We start from the raw sequence: 21,899 nt of genomic DNA, 5'->3' as shown, positions 1-21,899 counted from the left end.
ATGTATCGAATCGCCGTTATATCAAGGCTGTTGGCGTTTGGCCTGCTGGCCGGCTGCAGCACCCTCTCACCTTTTTCGAGCATGACCAAACTGGACCTGACCTTGGTGGCCGCTGACGAAGTCAACCCGGACCTTCACGGCCGTCCATCCCCCGTGGTGGTGCAACTGATCGAGCTGCGGCACCCCGTGGCTTTTGAAAACGCCGAGTTCTTCAGCCTTTACGGCAGGGCCGAACAGACGCTGCCCAAGGACTGGGTCGCCAGCGAAGAGCTGGAATTGCGCCCCGGTGAACACCTGGCACTCAAGCTGAGTGTCGAGCCGCACAGCCGTTATGTCGGCGTGCTGGCGGCCTATCGCGACTTGCCCCACGTGCAATGGCGGCTGGTGCTGCCTGTAAACCCAGGGCAATTGACCCGTGCCGACGTTGTGCTGGACCAGGCGGGCATCCGTATGGCCGCGTCCCACACTGACAGGGCGGAGGATTGAGATGCAGATCCATAACGTTATCTGGCAAGAAGGCATGCTGCTCAGGCCTCAGCACTTGCAGCACAGCGATCGTTACTTCCATCGACAACTCAACCGCACACGCCTGCTGAACACCGATGCCTGGGGGTTCCTGAGCCTGGATGTGGATCTGCAGTACCTCAACCTGGGCAAGATAGTGCTCAACCAGGCCAGCGGCGTATTGCCGGATGGCAGCCTGTTCGAGCTGAGCGGTGCGATGGAACCGCTGGTATTGCAGATACCTGCGAATGTGGGCCGGCAGGCGGTGTATCTGGCGCTGCCCCTGGCGACGGCGAATCAGGTTGAAGTGCGCAGGAAGGAGCAAGGCGATGTCCTGGCGCGCTACGTCGCTTGTGAAACGGAAATCGGAGACTCCAATGCCGGCGTCGACTCGCGTTGCCAGGTCAACTGTGCACGCCCCGATTTGCGCCTGGTGCTGGGGGAGGGCACCAGTGACCCGTTTTACGTGAAACTCCAGGTTGCCCAGGTACAGGATTCAACCCTTGACGGCGGCACCAGGCTGGATGCGGATTTTGTACCGACATTCATCTACCTCAAGGGCTCGGGGTATGTGTGGTCGTGCCTAAAGGAGGTGATCAGCCTGCTGACGACCCGTGGCGATGCGATTGCCGCGCGCATCCAGGGCAGCGGTGCCTCGGCGGGTGCGCAGGTCGGCGACTTCCTGATGCTGCAACTGACCAATCGTGCCGAATTGATATTGCGTCACTACCTGAGTCAGGCCCAAGTGCGTCCGGAGCGGTTGTATCGGGAGTTGCTGTCGATTCTCGGCGAACTGTCGGCCTTTGCCAGTGACAACAGGCGCGCGCCATTGACGCTTCAGTACCAGCATGGCGATCAGGGGGCGAGCTTTCGTGGGCTGATGGAGGGGCTTCGTACTGCGTTGTCGCGGGTGCTGGAACAACACGCCATCGAGCTCGCGTTGCAGCAACGCCAGTACGGGGTGTTGGTCTGTCCGGTCAACGATCTCAAGTTACTGGGCACTGCGACGTTCATCCTGGCGGCCACCGCCCAGTGCGATAGCGAAGAGCTGCGTCACCGCTTGCCCGCGCATCTGAAGATCGGCCCCGTGGAACGCATCCGCGAACTGGTGAACCTGCATCTCGCCGGTATCAAGGTCACGCCCTTGCCGGTAGCGCCGCGACAGATCCCGTTTCATGCCGGCAAGACCTATTTCATGCTCGAACTCAGCCCGCGCGACATCGCGCAGTTGGAACAATCGGGTGGTTTCGCCTTCCACGCCAGCGGCGAGTTCGCCGAGCTGGAACTCAACTTCTGGGCTATCAGGAACTGAACACCATGACTATGGACAGTGAATACCCGCAGGACGAAAAAACCGTGCTGCTTGACCGTGACGGGCTCGGACCGGCGCAGGGGCCAATCACCGACTTCCCAACGCCGCCGCGCTTCGAGCAATTGGAGGACCGAATGATCTATGCGGCCCGTCTGCAGGGGAGCGAGAGCTTCAAGATAAGCCCGAACGCGCTGTTGGCGGCAGCGTGGGATCTGTTGTCGCAGGTTGTCCAGCTCAAGTTCATTTCTGGCCGGGAAAGCCTGCAGGCGCTCAATGACCAGCTTTCATCGGGGATTAACGCGTTTGAGGCCCATGCGTTGCACTTGGGCGTGCAGGACAGTCAGGTGATGTCGGCGCGCTATGTACTTTGCAGTGTCATTGATGAAGCGGTGGTCACCACGCCGTGGGGCAACCGCAGCGACTGGTCGAGCAGAAGCCTTTTGAGCCGTTTTCACAACGAAACCTTCGGCGGTGAAAAGTTTTTCCAGTTGCTGGAGCGTTTGTCCCGCGACCCCGTCAAGCATGTGGCCATGCTGGAATTGATGTACCTGTGCCTGTTATTGGGGTTCGAAGGTAAGTACCGGGTCATGGAGCGGGGAAGGGTGCACCTTGAAGCGGTGCATGACGCGGTGTATCGCCAGATCAGGCATGTGCGCGGTGACCGCCTGCCGGCATCCATCGCGCCGCACGCGAAGAGGGCATCCCGGCCACGGCTGCGCATTGTCTCGGTCACCTGGGCCGCCGTCTGCGTACTGGCCTGTTTGCTTGTGATGTATTCGGGATTCGCCTGGGTACTGGGCCAGGAACGCATAACGGCGCTGCAGACGTTTCAATCTGTCCCGGACGCCCTCGTAACGCTGGAGCAATGAATGAACGCATTCTTCAAGGGCGTGGGTACGGTACTGCGCAAAAGTTGGGTATGGAGTCTGCTGCTGGTGTTGTCCAGCGCGCTGCTGGTGTGGTTTTGCGGGCCTTCGCTGGCGGTGGATGACCACCGTTTCTGGCGAAGCTCGACGTCCCGTTTACTGACCATCAGCGGGTTGCTGCTGATGTGGGGCCTGGCGATGGTAGTGGTGGGCGCGCGTCGTACCGCTCGGTTGCATGAGCCCGAGCACCAGGCGCTTCACCAGCGGCAGGAACTGATCAGTCATGAAATAAGACAGGTGCAAGGGCGTTTCAAGGAGGCGCTGCAGACGTTGAAAAGCTCGCGGCGCTACGGCTCGCGCAGCGAGCGATGGCGAAACGAGTTGCCCTGGTACCTGGTGGTCGGCGAACAAGGCAGTGGCAAGACCTGCCTGTTGGCCGCCGGTGGCTTGCAGTCTCCGCTCGATCGGGCTGAAGCGCCCGCAGGCACAACGTCTTACTGTGACTGGTACTTTGCCGAGGAGGCCGTGATGGTCGAGACGGCTGGCCGCTATCTGGGCCAGCCCGAGCATGCGGTCGATGCGGCGGGATGGACGGCCCTGTTGGGCCTGCTCAAGTCGTGGCGCAGGGGGCGGCCGCTCAACGGCGTAGTGGTGACGTTGTCAGTCGATACACTTTCAAGCAGCGACGAACATGACCTTGAGCGCCACGCGCGTGATGTGCGTACCCGCTTGCATGAGATCCAGCAGACATTGCATGTGGATGTGCCGGTATACCTGGTGTTGACCCAGGCGGATCGGCTGGCCGGGTTTGCTGAGTTCTTTGACGCGCAGCAGGGTGACGGCACAGAAGAAGTCTTGGGTGGGCACCTGGTCGCCGACACGTCCGGTACGGACATCGCCCAGGTGAGGGACATGTTCCAGAACATGTTGCAACGCTTGGGATCAGAGCTGATCGCGCGCTTGCATCAGGAGCGCAATATCGAGCGTCGCGGCCGGATGCTGGATTTTCCCCGGCACGTCGCACGCCTAGGTGATCCCCTGTGCCTGTTCATCGAAACCGCGTTTTGCGCGCATCGCTACCAGCGCATAAATGGCCTGCAAGGGTTTTACCTGACCTGTGCGAAAACTGGCGATATGCGCGCTCATTTTGTCCAGGGCCTGTTCAATCGCGTGATATTTGCCGAGGCCGATCTCGCCGGGCTGCATGCCCCGGAGCGCCAGCGCATACATCGACGTCACGGGTTGCTGGCGCTGGCCGCAACCGTGGTGATCGGCACAGCGGCAGCGTTGTGGATGCACAGTTTCTCGTTCAACCATCAGCGACTGCTGGAACTGAGCGCTATCGGGCCCTCTGCTCCACCGGGTTCAGACGAGAGCCTCACGTTGCTGGCCCTGTTGGATAGCCGCCTGGCTGCAACAAAAGTCTATGCACCGTTGGCGGACGTCCGGTGGGTTGATCGGGCGGGTTTGTACCAAGGGGAGTCGACCCGCCCGCCGGTGGTCAACGCCTATGAACAAGCCTTGCGCCAACAACTGCTGCCGTACCTGACAAGGCTGCTCGAAGGACAGGTGCGAGGCCGCCTGGCGGATCGCGAGCGGTTGCTGGACAGCCTGCGCGCCTACCTGATGCTCAACCTGCGCGAACGACGTGATACGGCGTGGTTGGCGGAGTATGTGGCGGGCCAGTGGCCAACGGACCCCTCGACGCATAAACGTCTGAATCAACACCTGGCACGGCTCCTTGAGCAGCCGTTTCTGGCGCCGTTGAACGACGAATTGGTGGCCCAGGCCCGCCTGGTATTACGCGGTGAGTCGCTGGCGGAGGTGGTTTACCGAACGCTGCGCGAGCAAGCGCGGAGCCTGGAGCCTTACCGCCTGGCCGAAGGTCCGGCGTTTTCGAGGGTCGAGCCGCCTATACCGGGGTTCTATACTCGAAAATATCTGCAGTTTTTCGAAAAACAGGGCCCTCAACTGGTCAATGCCATCGCCAAGGATAACTGGGTGCTTGGCGAAGGCACCGACCTCAGCGTCATGGACTTACGCAAGTTGGTGCTTGAATTGGAGCAGCGCTATTTCAGTGAATACGCTGATGCATGGAGTGAGGCGCTTGGTCGGGTCAGGCTGCTCGACAGTGGCAATCTGCGACAAGGTGCGCAGCAGCTCGCAAGCCTTACTTCGGCCCAATCGGCCCTGGTGCAGTTGCTGCAGCAGGTTCGCGAAAACACGCGGCTGGTACCGCTCTCCGATCGGCTTGAAACAGTGAGCCAACAGGCCGGCGAGCTGGGCGCAATGACGTCCAGCGTACTGGCCCGGACGGCGCTGCCTGATACCGCTCGACGAGCCTTGCAGCGCCGCTTCGAACCCTTGCATCAATTGCTCGATGAAGAGCAGAACCCTGGGGGCGAATTGACGCAGGCCTTGCGTTTGCTCGATGAGCTGCACCTGCAGTTGTCGACACTGAGCCGGGACAGTTCGCCGCAGCAGGCTGCGTTCAATATGGCCAGGCAACGCATGGATGGGCAGCAGCCGCTCCTGGGCAACCTGCGTGATGTGGCGGCGCGTTTGCCGCAACCGCTCAGGGGATGGTTCGAAGGGATGGCCGACCAGAGCTGGCGCTACCTGCTCGAGGATGCCTATGGCTATGTGAATCAGCGGTATCAAAGCGAGCTTCATGGCTTCTATGCGAAGGCCATCCAGCGCCGATACCCATTTGATGCACACGCCGGCAGCGACGTTGCCCTGGGCGATTTTCAGGAGTTTTTCAAACCACGGGGGGCCATGGCGCGCTTTTATGAGGCGTACCTGCGACCGTTTGTGAGTGCCGAGGGCAACCGCTATCGTCTGCGGACCCTGGAGGGACGCAGCCTGCCGATGTCGCGTCTGGTGCTGGAGCAACTGGCCAGGGCGCAAACCATTCGCCAGGGTTTTTTCAGCGAGGACCAGGGGGATTGGGCCGTGCGGTTCACGCTGGCGCCCTATAGCCTGGACCAGGCTGTCAGCCGGGCGACGCTGCGGGTGGGTAATCAGCAGTTGGAGTACCGTCACGGCCCGATCGTGCCGGTGGCGTTTCATTGGCCGAGCGAGGCAGAGAATGGCCGTAGCAGCCTGGTCTTGGAGCGCGGTTCAGAGCGGCCGTTGGGGATCGAAAAAGACCGGGGTGCCTGGTCGTTGTTCCGGTTTTTCGAGCTGATGCAAACCGAGCCTGCCAGCGGCAGGGATGGCCAGATACTCAAGGCCGACCTGGCGGGCCTGCGTGCCAATTACGTGCTGACCAGCCAACGCAGCCCCAGCCCGTTCCAGATGGCGACATGGCGCACCTTCCGCCTGCCGGACCAATTATGAGCCCGGCTCACCCTTGGCGAAGTGCCGGACGCACGGCGCAGGGCAAGAGTCGCTCGCGCAACGAGGACGCATTCCTCGATTGCCCGCAGCGCGGTTGTTGGGCGGTGGCCGACGGCATGGGTGGCCACCATGCCGGGAATGTAGCCAGTCAAAGCGTAGTCAGCGGCCTTGCCGCGCTGTTAGGCCAGGGCGCTCTGGATCAGCGGATCGAGGCCGTCCGACGCTGCCTGCGAGGCCTCGACAGCCAATTGCAACAGACCTGTGGTGTGGGCGGCGTCATGGGCAGTACGGTAGTCGTGCTGTTACTGGAGCAAAACCGCGCGGCCTGTCTCTGGGCAGGTGACAGCCGATGCTACCTATGGCGAGGGCAGCGTCTGTATCAACTGTCGCGGGACCATTCCCTTCAGCAGTATTTGATGGACAAGCAGCAGTTGAGTCCAGCGCTGGCCCAGGCTCATCCAGGCGCAAGGGCTTTGACCCGCGCGGTGGGAGCGCGCCAGCCACTGAGCCTAGAGATCCTGGAACTGCGCGCCCGGCCCGGGGATGTGTTCCTGCTATGCAGCGATGGTCTGTACCAAGGCCTCAGCCACCGGGAACTGGGGCGTGCCATGAGTGCAGGAACGCCCCGACAAGTGGTGGAACAGCTGTTCAGCGACGTACTGCGGGGGCCGGCGCGGGATGACCTCACGGCCGTGGTGATCCAGCCATGAACAGCGCTGCTGGCCCACCGAAACTGCTTGCGGGACGCTATCAGCTTGAACGCATCCTCGGGACTGGGGGCATGGGGGTGGTCTATCGCGCCCGTGACCTGTTGCATGAGGCGTTCGGCGAGCCGGATTGCCGTGTGGCGCTGAAGCTGTTGGGCGACAGCCTTTGCGCGTGCGCTGATGCTCATGTGTTGCTGTACAGCGAATTCGCGCTGACCCGAAGCCTGCAACATGATCACCTGGTGCGTGCGTTTTCGTTTGAGGTCGATACGGCCCAACAGGTGGCATTCTTCACCATGGAAGTGATGCCTGGCCTGACCCTGGACCGCATGCTCGCGCAGTATCCGCAGGGGCTGGCGTGGCATGAGCTGCAACCCATGGCCCTGCAATTGCTGGATGCACTGGTCTACATCCAACGCCAGGGTGTGGCGCATGGCGATGTAAAGCCAACCAATATCATGGTGGGGGAGCAGGGAGTGCGCTTGTTCGATTTTGGCTTGGGCCACGCTGAGGCCCAGGCAAGGGCAGGATTGCCCGGCTTGAGCCGCAGTCGCCTGAATGCCTGGACCCCAGCGTATGCCGCACCGGAGCTGATGGCGGGAGGGCTGCCGTCGGCCAGCGCTGATCTGTACGGCGCTGCCTGTGTGCTGTATGAACTGGCCGAGGGACGCCGCCCCGATGAGCGCCAAAGCAATCTGCGCCTGCCTCGGCCCAGGCAGTTGCCCAGGCAGTGCTGGCCCCCGTTGCGTGCGGCATTGGCGCCGGACCCCGAACAGCGAACCGTCTGCGCCGCCGAGCTACGTGAAGGGATGGCGGACCAGCGTCGTCGCTGGTTCATCGGGTAATGCGTCAGCCGTCCAGGTTGTGCAGTTGGCAGTATTCTTCCCAACTCATGCCCGCCATCTGCGCTACTTCCTTGTGCACCTCAAGGCGTTGGGTTTCAAAGGCGTCGAGGGATTCGGCGGTCAGTTTGAGGGTCAGTTCCCAGGCAAACAGGCCCTGGCGTTCGGCTTCGGCCTCAAAGGCTTCATGCAGCCGTTCGGCGCGATATTGCGCCAGGGTTTCGCCCTTGGCCTGGGCGGCCAACGGGTTCAGGGTGTCGAGTTCATTGGCCACATCGGGGTGTGCGTCGAGAAATCTGTCCAGCGCGAGCTGGTGGTTATCGCCGGGTGCTGACAAGGGCTTACTCCAAACAATAGCAAGGTCAGGGGTTGCGTTGAACGCCGTGGCATCGTGCGTCTTCGCGTAGTACAGACACTACGCATTGAAGCAGATTCAGAAATTGGCTTGGGCGGGAAATTCAAATAAGCGCAAAAACCAGGGAATTGCCTGTCATCCCATACGGAAAATTCACACGGACGAATGGTAAAAGGCTTTCGCTCACCGTGCCAGGACGTGTAGCGTTAGCCCGTGTTTACGGCGCTGCCTTCCAGGGACAGTGTGCGATGGGCAGAGGGATAGGTCATGGCGCAAACGCTGTTCAAGCTTTTCTTTACCCAACGGCTGGCCGCCTTGGCCAGCACGGAGTCGCTGCGAGCGATCCGCGAAGGTTTGTTGTGGATCCTGCCGTGCCTGCTGGTGTCGGCTGGCTTCCTGGTGTTGTCCGAATGTGCCCGGGTATTCGGATTCGATCCGCAGGTGGTGGCGTTCCTGGCTGGCCTGCACAATCAGATCAGCTCCGTCATCCCACTGCTGGTGGCGGCTTCCATCGGCTACATGCTGGCTATCCAGCATCGCCTGCCGCAATTGCCGGTCGCGTTTCTTTGCCTGGCCAATGTGCTGCTGGCAACGTTTATTCTGCGCGAATATCCCCGCGCTTCGGCCACCTTCGTGCTGTTCATCGCCATTGCATCACCGCTGTTGAATGTGCCGACGATGGCTTGGCTGCACCGTTACCGTTGGACCCGCCTGGTCAACGAAGAACTGGTGGGGCACAACCTGCGCGGCACGATCAATATGGTGGTGCCGGGCTTCATCACCGCCTTGGCGTTGGTGGTGGCGTTGTCGTTGTTGCTGCAGGTCCCCTATGTAGCGCAGCTTCAGGGGCCGCAGGTATTCGACGCCTTGCAATCGCCTTATGGCAGCGGGCTGTTTGTGACGCTGATGAATTCGTTGCTGTGGTTTTTCGGGATCCACGGTGTGTACGCCATGCAGCCGCTGTTCGATGTGCTCGACCAGGCCGTGGTGCTGAATGGTGCCGCGCTGGCGGCGGGCGAGCCGATCAAGTACATATTGAACGGTGGCCTGCTGGGCAGTTTTGCGTTTATCGGTGGCTCGGGCGGTGCGCTGTGCCTGCTGCTGGCGATCCTGTTGATCTCCAAAAGCCAGTCCATGCGCCTGTTGGCGATGGCGAGTTTGCCGCTTTCACTGTTCAATGTCAGTGAAGTGTTGCTGTTCGGCTTGCCGATCATCCTCAACCCGCGCTTATTCATACCGTTTTTGATCGTACCGGCGTTAAACGCCATGGTGGCGTTGTCCGTCGTGCACATGGGATGGGTGGCACCGGCGGTGGTCAGCGTTCCATTTACGGCTCCGGTGCTGCTCAACGCCTATCTCAGTACTCACGGCGACCTGGCGGCGGTGTTGCTGCAAGTGGCGTTAGTGGGGCTGGGTACCCTGGTGTATGTGCCGTATGTCCGCGCGATCCATCGCCAGGCCAGCGAAGGCGGCACGGTGTACCTCAAGTCCCTGGACATGACCTTCCGTGGCCTTGAGGAAAAGGGCCGGCTGCGCGAGCTGGACCCGGTGCTCGCCTCCCACAGGACCTTGGCGCGCCAGGCCAGCGAGTTCAGCCGCATCCAGCAGATCAGCGACTACGAGTTCTACCTCGAATTCCAACCGCAGGTCTCGACCCGCACCGGCCTGTGCACCGGTTGTGAAGCATTGATGCGTGCCCGTGACGCCAAGGGCACGGTGCATTCACCCTGGGAGTTCCTGCAATGGCTGGCCCAGGCGCGGTTGATGCCGGATGTGGATGTGTGGGTGGCGTCCCAGGCGGTGCGCCAGTACCAGAAGTGGCGCAAGCTCGGCTTTGCATTGCCGATGACGATCAATGTTTCCAGCGCGACCCTGACCGATGCCGCCCATGGCGATCGCCTTGTGGAGATCCTCGCCCAAGCCCACGGCCAGGTGTCGGTGGAGATTACCGAAGAGGCGCTGGTCGGTGATATCCAGGTCACGCGCCGCACCATCCAGAAGTTGCAGGCCATCGGCGCCAAGGTCTATATCGATGACTTCGGCACCGGGTTTTCAGCCTTGAGTTACCTGCACCAGTTCCCGGTGGATTTCATCAAGATCGACCGCAGTTTCGTCGTGGCCCAGCACGACCCCAAGGGCGCCCAGGTCATGACGGGCATGTTGCGCTTCTGTGAAGCGCTGAACCTGGGCGTGGTGGTGGAAGGCGTGGAAACCGCTGAGCAACTGGCCTTCCTGAATACCGGCGCCGAACTGATTATCCAGGGTTGGTATTTCAGCAAGGCGCTGCCGGGCGATCAGTTGGAGGGTTTCGTGCGTGAGCGCGCCGCCCTGGCGCAGAGCTAATACCCGCGCTGGGTCTGCTCGATCTCTTCGACCAGCTCGTCAATGCCCGCCAGGCGCGCACGGTTGTCGTGGTCCCAGGGGTGGAACCCAGGCTTGAAGTAGTGCAGCCATGGCACCACCATCCGTGGGAAAACCCCCTTGGGCCCATACAGAAATTTCAACATGCGCCAGAAACCCTTCAGATGCCCACCCGACTTGCGATCGGCCATCAGCAGGCGCAGGTGGAAATCGAACACCACCAGCCAGAACAACAGCGTGGTGGTCAGCATGGTCCCGGTACGCAACAAGTAGCGCTTGGGGCCAGGCTTGATCACGCGGTTCCAGACATCGAAGGCCACGGCCTTGTGTTCGGTCTCCTCAAGGGCGTGCCAATACCACATTTGCTGGTAGCCCTTGAGTGAGTTTCCGAAGCGTGACGGGTCGCTCAGCAGTATTTCCGCAAGCATCGCGGTGTAGTGCTCAAGGGCAATGGTCACCGCCAGGTTGAAGGACGCCGGCAGGTGTTTTTTCTGCAGGTCAAGGATGAATTTCAGCCGACGGTCCAGGGTGTGCGCCGGCAGGCCAGCCGCCTGCAGAAGGTCGTTGTAGGCCACGTGTTCACGGCTGTGCATGGCCTCCTGGCCGATAAAACCCTGGACCGCCTTCTTCAGCTCGGGATCGTCGATGCGCTGGCGGTAGTGGCGCACGCTGTCCATGAAAAACAGCTCACCCTGGGGGAACAGCAGCGACAGGGCATTGAAGAAATGCGTGATGAACGGGCCCTGTTCATGCCAGTCCTTGATGCGCTCGGCGGGCAGGGCGAAACGGATGTCTCGGCGGATCGGCAACATAGTGCGTGCTCCTGTTCAGTGGCGGGGTTCGTCATTGGTTTCCAGCACCGGCCGGCGTGCCTTGGGCGCCATGCGTTTGCTGGCGAACACCACCAGCGCTTGATAGGCCGCCGGCAGGCAGCGGGCGAGCAGGTCGAGGAAAAACGCGTCGCGGCCGATCAGCACGCGACGTTTGTTTTTACGCACGCCTTGCAGGATCACTTTGGCGGCCTGGTCGGCGTCGGTGATGAACAGCTTCTCGAAGTCGGCGCGGGCCTGCTGTTCGCTGTGGATGAGGAAGCCGGTCATATTCGCGTCGATACGGCTGCTGCGGCAGATGTCGGTGCGAATGCCGCCGGGGTGCACGCAGGTGGCCGATACGCCGCAGCATTGCAGGTCCAGCTCCTGGCGCAGGGACTCGGTAAAGCCGCGCACGGCGAACTTGGTGGCGTTGTAGCCGCTCATGCCCGGCTGCGCAAACAGGCCGAACACGCTGGACGTGTTCACCACATGGCCATCGCCGCAGGCCTTCAAATACGGCAAGAACGCCTTGGTGCCGTAGACAACGCCCCAGAAGTTGATGCCGACGATCCATTCCAGGTCGGCGTAGTCCACACCTTCCACCGTGCTCGACAACGCAACCCCGGCATTGTTGAACACCAGATTGACCTGGCCATGGTCGGCAACGCATCGGGCGGCCCAATCCTCCATGGCCTGGCGGTCGGCAACATCCAGCGCCTGGGTGGTGACCCGCACAGGGACCAGGGTTGAGCGCTCTATCAATGCCAAGGTTTGTTCCAGCCCCTGGGCGTTTTTGTCCGCCAGGGCCAGGTGGCAACCTTCCCGCGCGAGAGCCAAGGCCAGGGCGCGTCCCATGCCGGATGCCGCGCCGGTGATTGCCGCGACGCGGCCGTTGAATGACTTCATGACAGGCTGCCTTCTACGGTGGAGTGGGGCGCCGCCACAGGATGGCCAGGCGCATTGATCGGCTGCAGGTCGGTCGCATAGTCCTTGAGCGCAAACTGCCGGGTGGCCTGCTTGAAACGCCAGGTGGACCCCGGCCACAGGGTGGTGTTCTTGCCGGTGCGCGGGTCGAGGTACCAACTCTGGCAACCGCCGGTGTTCCAGATGGTGCGCTTGAGTTTGTCTTGCAGTTGTCTGTTGTAGGCGCTTTCCACTGCGGGCTTGACGTCCACAGTGGCGATGCAATGGCGCTGCATCTGCTTGAGTGCGTCGAGGATGTAGGTCACCTGGGCTTCGATCATCAGGATCATCGAGTTATGCCCCAACCCGGTGTTGGGGCCGACGATCAGGAACAGGTTCGGGTAGCCCGGCACCGTGGTGCCCTTGTAGGCGTGGGCGCCGTCTTGCCAGGTGTCCATCAGGTCCACGCCGCCACGCCCGATGATGCAGTTGCGGGGCAAGGGGTCGGTGGCCTGGAAGCCGGTGCCGAAGATCAGGCAATCGGCTGGGTGCTTGATGCCGTCGGCGGTGATCACCCCATCGGCTTCGATGCGCGCTATGTGATCGGTGACCACCGCGACATTGCTGCGCGATAACGCCGGGTAGTAGTCGTTGGAAATCAGCACGCGCTTGCAGCCGATGGTGTAGTCCGGCGTCAGCGTCTTGCGCAGGGAAGGGCGCGCCACTTGTTTATGCAGGTGGCGCAGGGCGATTTTCTGCACCATGCCCATCAGGCGTGGGTGCAGCGCGAAGCCGACCACACGGCCTTCCAGCGCCCAGTAGAAAGCGCTACGCACCAGGCGTTGAGTGAAGGGCAAATGCTTGAACAACCAGCGCTCGAACGGTGAAACCGGCCGGTCGGGCTTGGGCATGATCCATGGCGGGGTGCGCTGGAACAGGTCCAGATGCGCCACGTGCGGCGCGATCTGCGGCACGAACTGAATAGCGCTGGCGCCGGTGCCGATCACCGCTACGCGCTTGCCCTTCAAGGCATAGTCGTGGTCCCACTGCTGGGAGTGGAAACGCTTGCCCTTGAAGCTGTCCAGCCCTGGAATATCCGGCAGCGCCGGGCGCGACAGGCCGCCCATGCCCGACACCAGCACCCGTGCGCTCACCTGGCTGCCGTCGCTGAAGTTCAATTGCCAGCGTTGCCGGGCTTCATCGAACACCGCGCGCACAAGTCCCATGCCGAAGCGCAGGTAGGGCGCCAATTCAAAGCGCTTAGCGCATTGCTCCAGGTACGCACGAATTTCCGCCTGCGGCGCGAACTGCCGCGTCCAATTCGGGTTGGGCGCGAAGGAAAAGGAGTACACATGGGACTGCACATCGCAGGCGCAACCTGGGTAGTGGTTGTCCCGCCACGTGCCGCCGAGGCTGCCGGCCTGCTCGGCGATAAAGAAGTCGGTGAACCCGGCTCCCTTGAGCTTGATCGCCATGCACAGGCCAGCAAAGCCTGAGCCGATGATGGCGATGTCAATTGACTCACTGCGGACATTCATAAGCAGTCCTTCGTAGGCATTGGATGTGCTCCTTTTCTTGTTGTGTCTTTTTAGATAGAACACCATTGCAAAGAAAAATTGAATTACTTATTTTAAAAAAGATTTTAAATAATCTACCTGAAAATATCGCCTACGCTAGTCCCAGGTCTCTTATGTGCTGATTGTCCGACGGACAGGCACGCCGTTCAGGTCCTGGTGAGGCGATGGCTGAGGCCTTGATCAATTCCGGTCGGGTCGCCAGCGGCAGGGACGCAGAGGACCGAGCTATGGCTGTTGAATGGGTGATCGCTGCAGCTGTTTTTATCGGCGTGAGTGCCGCTTTATGGGGGTTCAGTGCCTGGATGACGCGCCGTATCGAAGCGGCCGTGCCAAACGACGGGCGTTTCGTGGAGGTCAACGGCGAGCGCTTTCATTACTACGAGGAGGGCAAGGGCCCGCCACTGGTGATGATTCATGGGCTGATGGGCAGCAGTCGCAACCTGACCTATGCCTTGTCCGGGCAACTGCGCGAACAGTTTCGCGTCATCACGCTTGACCGCCCGGGGTCGGGCTATTCCACCCGCCATAAAGGCGCCGCCGCGGACCTGCCGGCCCAGGCGCGGCAGGTGGCTGGGTTCATCAACACCCTCGGCCTGGATAAACCGCTGGTGCTGGGGCATTCACTTGGCGGGGCCATTTCCCTGGCGCTGGCCCTGGACCATCCCCACGCGGTGTCGGGGCTGGTGTTGGTGGCTCCGCTGACCCATCCCCAGCCCACGCTGCCGCTGGTGTTCTGGTCACTGGCGGTGCGCCCGGCCTGGCTGCGACGCTGGGTGTCGCACACCTTGACCGTGCCCATGGGGCTGTTGACACGCCGATCGGTCGTCAAGGGTGTGTTTGCCCCGGACAGTGCCCCTCAGGATTTCGCCACCCGTGGCGGCGGGCTGCTGGGCATGCGCCCCGATAACTTCTACGCCGCGTCCAGCGAAATTGCCTTGGTCAATAACGACCTGCCGGGCATGGTCAAGCGCTACCCGCAGCTGACGCTGCCCATCAGCCTGGTCTATGGCGCGCGCGACAAGGTCCTGGACTTTCGCAGACACGGCCAGGCCCTCGCTGACAAGGTTCCGGGCCTCAAGCTGCAACTGGTGGAAGGGCGCGGGCATATGTTGCCCATCACCGCCACAGCGCGTGTAGTCGATGCGGTTCAACAGCTGGCCAAGCGCGTGCGGCCACCTGAGACCACACCGATTTTGCATCCGCCGTTTGCCCTGGTCGACAAATAATCGTGGCTGTCATTTCGGGGCAGCCGCTGCGAAATGCTTGCCCTAGAGACCTGACCCAGGCGCAGAAAAACAGACTGCCCGGTCACGTTGAAAAGGCCTCGAAAAAGTAGTTGACGACCTATCGATTCCGCGCTATTTCTTTAAAAAAATATTTCAATGTTTATTTTGAAATTGTTTTTGAAATGCCTAAGAGCGAATAAAAATGAAAAAAACGTCTTTTATCGCATGGTTGATTTCCTGGAGCACTCAGCGCTCCCTGAACCTGTTTTGCGCTTTCCCGCCGCGGAGACTGCCATGAACCAGACCCTGGCAGCCCCAAGCGTATGGACCGACAGCAAGCGTCACCTCTGGTGGCTGGGCATCATGCCTTTGGCCACGCCGCTGCTGTCCGGAGCCCTGGCGATCACCACCGGTATTCAGTCACTCTGGTGGGTCGGCGTGCTGGTGATCTTCGGCCTTATCCCGCTGATCGACGCCCTGCTCGGTGAGGACGTAAGCAACCCGCCCGAATCCGCCGTCAGCCACCTTGAGTCCCAGCGTTATTACCGCTGGATCGTCTACACCGGCGTGCTGTTCGTCCTCTCATCGGTGGTGATCACCGGTTGGCTGGCCGCCGGCGGGATCGATTGGATCATCCACGGCGGCTTGTTGCAGACGACCGCGAACCTCGAACCCTCCAGTGCGCTGTCTCAACTCGCCAGCTACATCACCGAGCGCACTCAGCTGCATGGTGAAGTGAGCGCGCTTACCTACCTGGGCATGGCCATGTCGACCGGTGCCGCCACCGGCATTGCGATCAATACTGCCCATGAACTGGGGCATAAACCCAATGCGCTGGAAGTGTTTCTGGCCAAGGTCACCCTGGCCCCGACCTTCTACGGGCACTTCTACACCGAACACAACCGTGGCCATCACGTACGCGTCGCCACACCGGAAGATCCGGCCAGCTCGCGCCTGGGAGAGAGCTTCTGGGCGTTCCTGCCGCGCTCGGTCTGGTTCAGTGCGCGCTCGGCGTGGAACCTGGAGCGCGAACGCCTGCGCAAACTCGGCCTGCCGACCTGGCACTGGCGCAACGGCGTGCTCAGCGCGTGGATGTACAGCCTGGTGCTGTGGGGCGCGATGATCGCCTGGCTGGGCCTGGCGGTGATCCCGTTCCTGATCATCCAGGGCATCTATGGGTTCTCGCTGCTGGAGGTGGTGAACTATGTCGAGCATTACGGGCTTAAACGCCAGAAGTTGCCCAATGGTCGTTATGAACGTTGTTCGCCACGGCATTCATGGAACAGCAATCGTATTGTCACCAATATCTTCCTGTTCCAATTGCAGCGTCACTCCGATCACCATGCCAACCCGACCCGTAGTTATCAGTCGTTGCGCCACTTTGATGAATCGCCGCAACTGCCCTACGGCTACGCAAGCATGATTGTCTGGGCCTATGTGCCTTACTTATGGCGGCGGCGAATGGATCATCGCGTGCTCAACCATTATGCCGGCGATATCAGCCTGGCCAATCTTCAACCTTCACAGCGGTTGAAGTATCTGGAGAAATACAGCGGCGCTGCCAAGCCGTTCTGATGTGAATTGAAAGGTGTGGGTGTGCTCGGGGCTGTGTATCTGGCGGTCGCTGTCGCCCACTGTTTCCCACGCCAGTTGCACATTAAGTAGTTTGACCCGAACAACAATAATTTAAAGGGAAGGACGCACCATGCACTCACCCGCCAAGTTCACTGCTCATCTTGTATTGGCCGCCCTGGGGCTGATCGCTTATCACCAGGCCCAGGCTGCCCGCATCGAACCCGCCGGCAGCGCCTTCACGGCCCAAGGCCCCATCAGTTTCTCCAAAGGTGCGCTGATCAGCGCCGATTGCACCATCAAGGTGGCCGGCAACGTGGCGGCCGATGGTTCATCGGTGAATGTAAACAAGGTTGAATTCGACGGCGGCCTCAAGTGCAGCCGGGTCGAAGCCATTAACTTGCCCTGGGTATTGGTTGCCAAGGACACCAAGAGCGGTTCCATGTCGAAGATCAGCGTGGATGTGCATGCGTTTGGCCTGGGCGGCAAATGCGGGCCTTCTACCGCAGAAGGTACTTGGGACAATGCCACCGGCAAGTTGGAAGCCGCCAATGTACCGATTGGCGACGACTGCACGATCAAGACGGTGTCGATCAAGATGCCGCCGAACTTCAAAGTTGTTGAGTAACCGCCGGATATTGTTGCGGTAGATGAATTGAAATTTGGCTGGAAAGGGAAGTTCTGCAGTTTCACCGTGACCTCTCGTTCATGGCCATTACCCCTGGCGAACTGACTCGCCTTAACATGTGAGGAACAACAATGAAAAGCTTGAAAACCCTCGTGTCGTTGTCTGCTTTGGCTGTTTGCATGGGCGCTGCTTCGATGGCGAATGCTTATAGTATCAGCCCTGTCAGCACAAGCTTTACCGCGCCGGGCACCATTTCGGTGAAGTCGCCATCGTCCTTCCAGGCCACTGTGAACTGCGGGGCCACGTTTACCGGGAATGTCGATGCGACAGGCGTTGCCAAGATCACCGGCGTCGCGGTCACCGGTGGCGGCCTGTGTGCACTGCCTAAGATTACCGGTTTGCCTTGGACGTTGACTGCCACCGGCGCTGCTGTCGGTTCGGTCACGAACGTCGGCTACACCATTGCCAGTTCGATTCTTTATCCAGCCTCCAACTGCGGCCCTTCTACCATCGCCGTGGGCTACAGCGGTGGTGTGCTGAGCGCTACCAACCAGACCCTGAGCGGCAGCTGCACCGTGGTGAGCCTGAGCGTTACCCCGAGCCCTGCGCTGACCATCGTGCCTTGAAGAACGCATAGGAACGAAGGGTTGATCGCCCGTTGAAAAAACTGGCGCCTTGACTGGGCGCCAGTTCAATTGCAAGCCGCGAGACGAACCGGCAGGGCTGGCTCAGAGAGATAACAAAAGGAGTGCCGCATGAATAATAAAAAACAACATGTGCAGGTTTTGCTGGGGCTGGCTTTGATTGGCGGGGCGATAGCGACCGCGCCCGCACAGGCCGGCGGTTTTTCAACACCGACCTACGGCGCGCCAGGTTGGGGACGCGCATTTGCCGGCGGTTCCCTGTTCAAGAACGATCCGAGCTCGGCGTACAACAACCCGGCGGCCATGGCTTTTGTGGAACACAACGTTGCGCAATTTACAGTCGACTACGCTCGCATCAAGATCAAATACAAGGGGGATGCTTCTGATTATGCAGGCAACCCCATCTCTAGTACGCCATTGGATGCCAATGGTTTCCCCGATGGAGCGGCGACCACGGTCAATAACAACGACGGTGGTCAAGGCGGGTTTACTGCCTGGTTGCCAACCGGTTTCATGGTCATGCCCCTGGGGGATCGCTTCGCTTTCGGCTTGAGTCAGGTTGTACCCCAGGGTATGCGCTCCACTTGGGATCAAGACTCGAAACTGCGCGATTTTGCAGTGGACACCAAAATTGAAACCGTAGGGTTGACCGGATCCCTGTCTTTCAAAGTGAATGACCAGTTCTCCGTTGGTGGTGGCGTGATCGTGCAGCACAGTAAGGGGTTCGTCAGTCAGAACGTCGACTTGTTGTCTGCCGCTGCCGTGTCTGATTCGGTGCTGGGAGGTATCAATTTCCCGTCGGATGTCGGCAGTGCGCTGATGCGTGTCAAAGTTGACAATATTTCGGCTGGCTGGTTTACCGGTGTTGTCTGGAAGCCTACAGACCAAGATACGCTTGGCTTGAATTACCACGCCAAAATCAAGAACAAGATGACCGGCAAATACAATGTCTATGCCGATCAATTTTCCTACAACCTGATGACTCAACCGAGCCCGTTTGGCGGTGACGGTACGTTGGTGAATACTGCTTACCCAGGGCTGAATCTGGCGCCAGACGGCGCCCATGCCAGCGTCCAACTGGATATTCCTGCCACGGCGGGTCTGGATTGGGTGCACCAGTTCAATGATCGGCTCACCTTGGGGGCCAGCGTAACCTGGACTCAGTGGTCTTCGTTTAAAGACCTGACGCTTGAGTCTGGCGGCACCACCATTGTGTCCATTCCGTACAACTACAAGGACACCTGGATGTACTCCCTCGGGGGGGACTATCGTGTTACCGATGAGCTGACACTGCGTGCAGGTGTAGCCTTTGATCAGACACCTACACGTAATTCGACTCGCGATCCACGTATCCCGGATGGCGACCGTACATTCCTGTCGTTGGGGGCTGGCTACGACGTCAAGGCAATCAAGGGGCTGAGTGTCGACTTGGCCTATTCCCACCAGTTCGTGCAAGAGGTCAAGCTCAAGACCCAGAACGTTGATCGCCTGGGGGGTGCAAGCCTCAATGGCAAGGCCGAATCTTCAGGCGATGTTGTCTCTGTTTCGGCTACCTATGCGTTCTAAGCCTGTACCCCAGCATTAAGGATAAAGCGCCAAGCGCGTCTTGGCGCTTTATCCTCTGCGCTCCTTCTTAACGGGATACTCACGCAACCCGTTCATATCTCCTACTTGTCCAAGGTGCGAAGTTATCGCTGTTGGGCAAACTTCCTACGCTCATAGGAATATACCAATTGCGCATATTAGTTGCGTGGTTTGGTACTACTAATCGCTCAGATTATTCCTATTTCGGCTTGTGTTCAGATGCAAGAAAGTTGTTCTACCTAATTGATGTAAGTTTCCAGGGAAGAGCAATGATTGAACACGCCTCTGGCAAGTCAGCCGCTCATATTAAATGGATCGCTGTGGTCCTGTCGTTTGTCATCAAGTCTTACTTGGATGGCGTTGCCGAGCGCGCCCTCATTAAAGTATTCCGCTGAGATTCTTTTTATGTGCCGATCAGTGAGTTGATGATTTGGCTGGACCAAAGGGCCTGTTGTTTGCGCAGGGCTTTTTGATCATGGCCATTACCCCCGGCGAGTCACTCGCCTTTATAGATGAGGAATAATAAAGATGAACTTCAAGACCCTCGTATCATTGTCTGCCCTGGCTGTTTGCATGAGCGCAGCTTCACTGGCCAATGCCTATAGCATCACTCCGATAAACACCAACTTCACCGCTCCTGGCACGATCTCGGTGAAATCGCCGTCTTCCTACCAGGCTGCCGTTAACTGTAGGGCGACCTTCACCGGCAATGTCGACGCCGCGGGTGTTGCGAAGATCACCGGCGTTGCCGTCACCGGTGGCGGCCTTTGCAGCTTGCCCAAGATTACCGGGCTGCCGTGGACATTGACGGCGACCGGGACCACCCAGGGTTCTGTGTCCAACGTCGGTTACACCATCGCCGGGTCAATCCTGTACCCGGCCTCGAAGTGTGGTGCTTCGACCATCACCTCCAGCTACAGCGGTGGCGTGCTGACCGCGTCCAATCAATCCCTGGCGGGCAACTGCACCGTGGTGAGCCTGAGCGTCAAGCCGACGCCTGCATTCACCATTGTGCCTTGACGCTGGCTTGAGCACACAGGGCTGATCGCCCGTTAAAAGACCGGCGCCTCAAGCGAGGCGCCGGTTGCGCAGGCTGAGGGCTATCGCAGTAAGGAGTGCCGTATGAATGATAAAAGGCGACAGGTACGGGTTCTGCTGGGGCTGGCATTGATCGGCGAGTTGCTGATTGCCTTGCCTGTGCAGGCCGGCGGTTTCTCCACGCCGACTTATGGTGCACCCGGTTGGGGGAGGGCGTTCGCGGGCGGTTCGCTGTTCAGGAACGATCCCAGTTCGGCGTATAACAACCCGGCCGCCATGGCCTTCGTTGATCGCAACATCGCGCAGTTCACGGTTGACTACGCACGCATCAGGATCAAGTACAAAGGCGACGCCTCTGACTATGCAGGCAACCCCATCTCCACTACGCCGTTGGACAGCGATGGCTTTCCCGACGGCTCGGCAACCACTGTCAACACCAATGATGGCGGACAAGGCGGGTTCACGGCCTGGCTGCCGACGGGCTTCATGGTGATGCCCCTGGGCGATCGATTCGCCTTTGGCCTGAGCCAGGTTGTGCCCCAGGGCATGCGTTCAACCTGGGATGAAGACTCGAAACTGCGCGGCTTTGCAGTGGACACCAAAATTGAAACCGTAGGGCTGACAGGGTCCTTGTCGTTCAAAGTCAACGAGCGGTTTTCCATCGGGGGCGGCATGATCGTCCAACACAGCAAAGGCTTCGTCAGCCAGAATATCGACTTGTTGTCGGCGGCGGCGGTGTCCGATTCCGAACTGGGCGGCATTCCTTTTCCGTCTGATGTCGGGGGCGCGCTGATGCGCGTCAAGGTCGACAATATCTCGGCAGGCTGGTTTACCGGCGTCGCCTGGAAACCCACGGACAAAGACACCGTGGGCTTGAACTACCACGCCAGGATCAAGAACAGGATGACCGGCAAGTACAACATCCATGCCGATAAATTTTCCTACAACCTCATGACCCAACCGAGCCCGTTCGGCGGTAGCGGTACGCTGGTCGGCACGGCGTATCCGGGGCTAGAACTGTTTCCGGACGGTGCCCGAGCCAGCACCCGGCTGGATATTCCCGCCACTGCGGGCCTGGACTGGGTGCACCGGTTCAATGATCGTTTAACCCTGGGCGCAAGTGTGGTCTGGACGCAGTGGTCGTCGTTCAAAGACCTGACGCTCACGTCCGGTGACGTCACGATTGTCTCTATTCCCTACAACTACAAAGACACCTGGATGTACGCCCTCGGTGGTGACTTGCGCACGACCGATGAATTGACCTTGCGTGCAGGCCTGGCCATTGACCAGACGCCCACGCGCAATTCGACCCGTGACCCGCGGATACCGGATGGGGATCGCACATTTCTGTCCCTTGGCGCCGGGTACGAGGTGAGGGCAGTCGAGGGCCTGACGCTGGATGTTGCGTATTCCCACCAATTCGTTCAGCAGGTGAAGTTGAAGAACCGCAACGTCGACCGCCTTGGCGCTGCGAACCTTGATGGCAAGGTCAATGCGTCCGGTGACGTCGTCAGCCTTTCGGCCACTTACGCCTTCTGACGTTTAAGGAGAACCACTCCTCCAAGGTACTGATTGACCAGGCGGCCCGCTCAGCCGCCTTTTTTTTGCTCAGGGATTAAATAATAA

Annotated in this window: 19 protein-coding genes; 15 read left to right on the top strand and 4 right to left on the bottom strand. The window is 60.0% G+C overall.

Annotation, left to right across the window (positions count from 1 at the left end):
- The 6 genes from tssJ to H0Z09_RS07320 are packed head-to-tail and all read left to right on the top strand — an operon-like array spanning position 1 to position 7,576.
- The gene (gene tssJ, locus H0Z09_RS07345; RefSeq protein ID WP_186689075.1) at positions 1 to 486 is read left to right on the top strand and encodes a type VI secretion system lipoprotein TssJ; all 486 of its coding nucleotides are present in this window, start codon (positions 1 to 3) and stop codon (positions 484 to 486) included.
- 1 nt (position 487) lies between these two features.
- Positions 488 to 1,816, top strand: coding sequence for a type VI secretion system baseplate subunit TssK (gene tssK, locus H0Z09_RS07340; RefSeq protein ID WP_186689060.1), 1,329 nt, complete (start codon positions 488 to 490; stop codon positions 1,814 to 1,816).
- A 5-nt stretch (positions 1,817 to 1,821) separates the two neighbouring features.
- Positions 1,822 to 2,685, top strand: coding sequence for a type IVB secretion system protein IcmH/DotU (gene icmH, locus H0Z09_RS07335; RefSeq protein WP_186689053.1), 864 nt, complete (start codon positions 1,822 to 1,824; stop codon positions 2,683 to 2,685).
- On the top strand, positions 2,686 to 6,024 hold the full coding sequence (gene tssM / locus H0Z09_RS07330; RefSeq protein ID WP_186689050.1) for a type VI secretion system membrane subunit TssM: 3,339 nt from the start codon (positions 2,686 to 2,688) through the stop codon (positions 6,022 to 6,024).
- Positions 6,021 to 6,734 (top strand): PP2C family serine/threonine-protein phosphatase, encoded by a 714-nt coding sequence (locus H0Z09_RS07325; protein WP_186689040.1) that lies wholly within the window; start codon positions 6,021 to 6,023, stop codon positions 6,732 to 6,734. Before tssM ends, H0Z09_RS07325 begins: the two co-directional genes overlap by 4 nt.
- The gene (locus H0Z09_RS07320; RefSeq protein ID WP_186689037.1) at positions 6,731 to 7,576 is read left to right on the top strand and encodes a serine/threonine-protein kinase; all 846 of its coding nucleotides are present in this window, start codon (positions 6,731 to 6,733) and stop codon (positions 7,574 to 7,576) included. Before H0Z09_RS07325 ends, H0Z09_RS07320 begins: the two co-directional genes overlap by 4 nt.
- 4 nt (positions 7,577 to 7,580) lie before the next feature.
- Here the strand turns inward: H0Z09_RS07320 and H0Z09_RS07315 are convergent, their stop codons facing one another.
- The gene (locus tag H0Z09_RS07315) at positions 7,581 to 7,910 is read right to left on the bottom strand and encodes a DUF6388 family protein (RefSeq protein ID WP_186689034.1); all 330 of its coding nucleotides are present in this window, start codon (positions 7,908 to 7,910) and stop codon (positions 7,581 to 7,583) included.
- Positions 7,911 to 8,195: 285 nt separating this feature from the next.
- Here H0Z09_RS07315 and H0Z09_RS07310 point away from each other — a divergent pair, with 285 nt between their 5' ends.
- Complete coding sequence (locus H0Z09_RS07310) at positions 8,196 to 10,271, top strand: EAL domain-containing protein (RefSeq protein WP_186689033.1); 2,076 nt, start codon at positions 8,196 to 8,198, stop codon at positions 10,269 to 10,271.
- On the opposite strand, the gene H0Z09_RS07305 is transcribed toward H0Z09_RS07310, so the two are convergent.
- Genes H0Z09_RS07305 through H0Z09_RS07295 form a run of 3 tightly spaced genes read right to left on the bottom strand, consistent with a single transcriptional unit; the run spans position 10,268 to position 13,542 of the window.
- Positions 10,268 to 11,101: a metal-dependent hydrolase gene (locus H0Z09_RS07305; RefSeq protein WP_186689030.1), complete on the bottom strand. Its 834-nt coding sequence runs from the start codon at positions 11,099 to 11,101 to the stop codon at positions 10,268 to 10,270. The genes H0Z09_RS07310 and H0Z09_RS07305 overlap by 4 nt on opposite strands.
- 15 nt (positions 11,102 to 11,116) lie before the next feature.
- On the bottom strand, positions 11,117 to 12,007 hold the full coding sequence (locus tag H0Z09_RS07300) for an SDR family NAD(P)-dependent oxidoreductase (RefSeq protein WP_186689028.1): 891 nt from the start codon (positions 12,005 to 12,007) through the stop codon (positions 11,117 to 11,119).
- Positions 12,004 to 13,542 (bottom strand): NAD(P)/FAD-dependent oxidoreductase, encoded by a 1,539-nt coding sequence (locus tag H0Z09_RS07295; protein ID WP_186689014.1) that lies wholly within the window; start codon positions 13,540 to 13,542, stop codon positions 12,004 to 12,006. Before H0Z09_RS07295 ends, H0Z09_RS07300 begins: the two co-directional genes overlap by 4 nt.
- A gap of 203 nt (positions 13,543 to 13,745) precedes the next feature.
- Here H0Z09_RS07295 and H0Z09_RS07290 point away from each other — a divergent pair, with 203 nt between their 5' ends.
- From H0Z09_RS07290 to H0Z09_RS07260, 8 genes are all read left to right on the top strand, one after another.
- Positions 13,746 to 14,807, top strand: coding sequence for an alpha/beta hydrolase (locus H0Z09_RS07290; protein ID WP_186689011.1), 1,062 nt, complete (start codon positions 13,746 to 13,748; stop codon positions 14,805 to 14,807).
- Positions 14,808 to 15,101: 294 nt separating this feature from the next.
- Positions 15,102 to 16,382 carry an alkane 1-monooxygenase gene (locus tag H0Z09_RS07285; RefSeq protein WP_186689008.1) on the top strand — a complete coding sequence of 427 codons (1,281 nt, stop codon included), beginning with the start codon at positions 15,102 to 15,104 and terminating at the stop codon, positions 16,380 to 16,382.
- Positions 16,383 to 16,512: 130 nt separating this feature from the next.
- Positions 16,513 to 17,007: an alkane oxidation protein activator PraA gene (gene praA / locus H0Z09_RS07280; protein WP_186689005.1), complete on the top strand. Its 495-nt coding sequence runs from the start codon at positions 16,513 to 16,515 to the stop codon at positions 17,005 to 17,007.
- A gap of 131 nt (positions 17,008 to 17,138) precedes the next feature.
- Positions 17,139 to 17,633, top strand: coding sequence for an alkane oxidation protein activator PraB (praB, locus tag H0Z09_RS07275; protein WP_186689001.1), 495 nt, complete (start codon positions 17,139 to 17,141; stop codon positions 17,631 to 17,633).
- A 129-nt stretch (positions 17,634 to 17,762) separates the two neighbouring features.
- Positions 17,763 to 19,217 carry an outer membrane protein transport protein gene (locus H0Z09_RS07270; protein WP_186688998.1) on the top strand — a complete coding sequence of 485 codons (1,455 nt, stop codon included), beginning with the start codon at positions 17,763 to 17,765 and terminating at the stop codon, positions 19,215 to 19,217.
- Between the two features lie 287 nt (positions 19,218 to 19,504).
- A complete protein-coding gene (locus H0Z09_RS27475; RefSeq protein WP_273017008.1) occupies positions 19,505 to 19,630 on the top strand; it encodes a hypothetical protein in 126 nt (41 codons plus the stop codon).
- Between the two features lie 133 nt (positions 19,631 to 19,763).
- The gene (praB, locus tag H0Z09_RS07265) at positions 19,764 to 20,255 is read left to right on the top strand and encodes an alkane oxidation protein activator PraB (RefSeq protein ID WP_186688996.1); all 492 of its coding nucleotides are present in this window, start codon (positions 19,764 to 19,766) and stop codon (positions 20,253 to 20,255) included.
- Between the two features lie 102 nt (positions 20,256 to 20,357).
- Complete coding sequence (locus H0Z09_RS07260) at positions 20,358 to 21,812, top strand: outer membrane protein transport protein (RefSeq protein ID WP_186688993.1); 1,455 nt, start codon at positions 20,358 to 20,360, stop codon at positions 21,810 to 21,812.
- Positions 21,813 to 21,899: the final 87 nt, after the last annotated feature.

It is taken from the genome of Pseudomonas sp. SWRI18 (genome assembly GCF_014268345.1).
Lineage (GTDB): Bacteria > Pseudomonadota > Gammaproteobacteria > Pseudomonadales > Pseudomonadaceae > Aquipseudomonas > Aquipseudomonas cedrina.
Note: the sequence above shows the minus strand (reverse complement) of the source record. Positions and strands in the feature narration are given on the sequence as shown.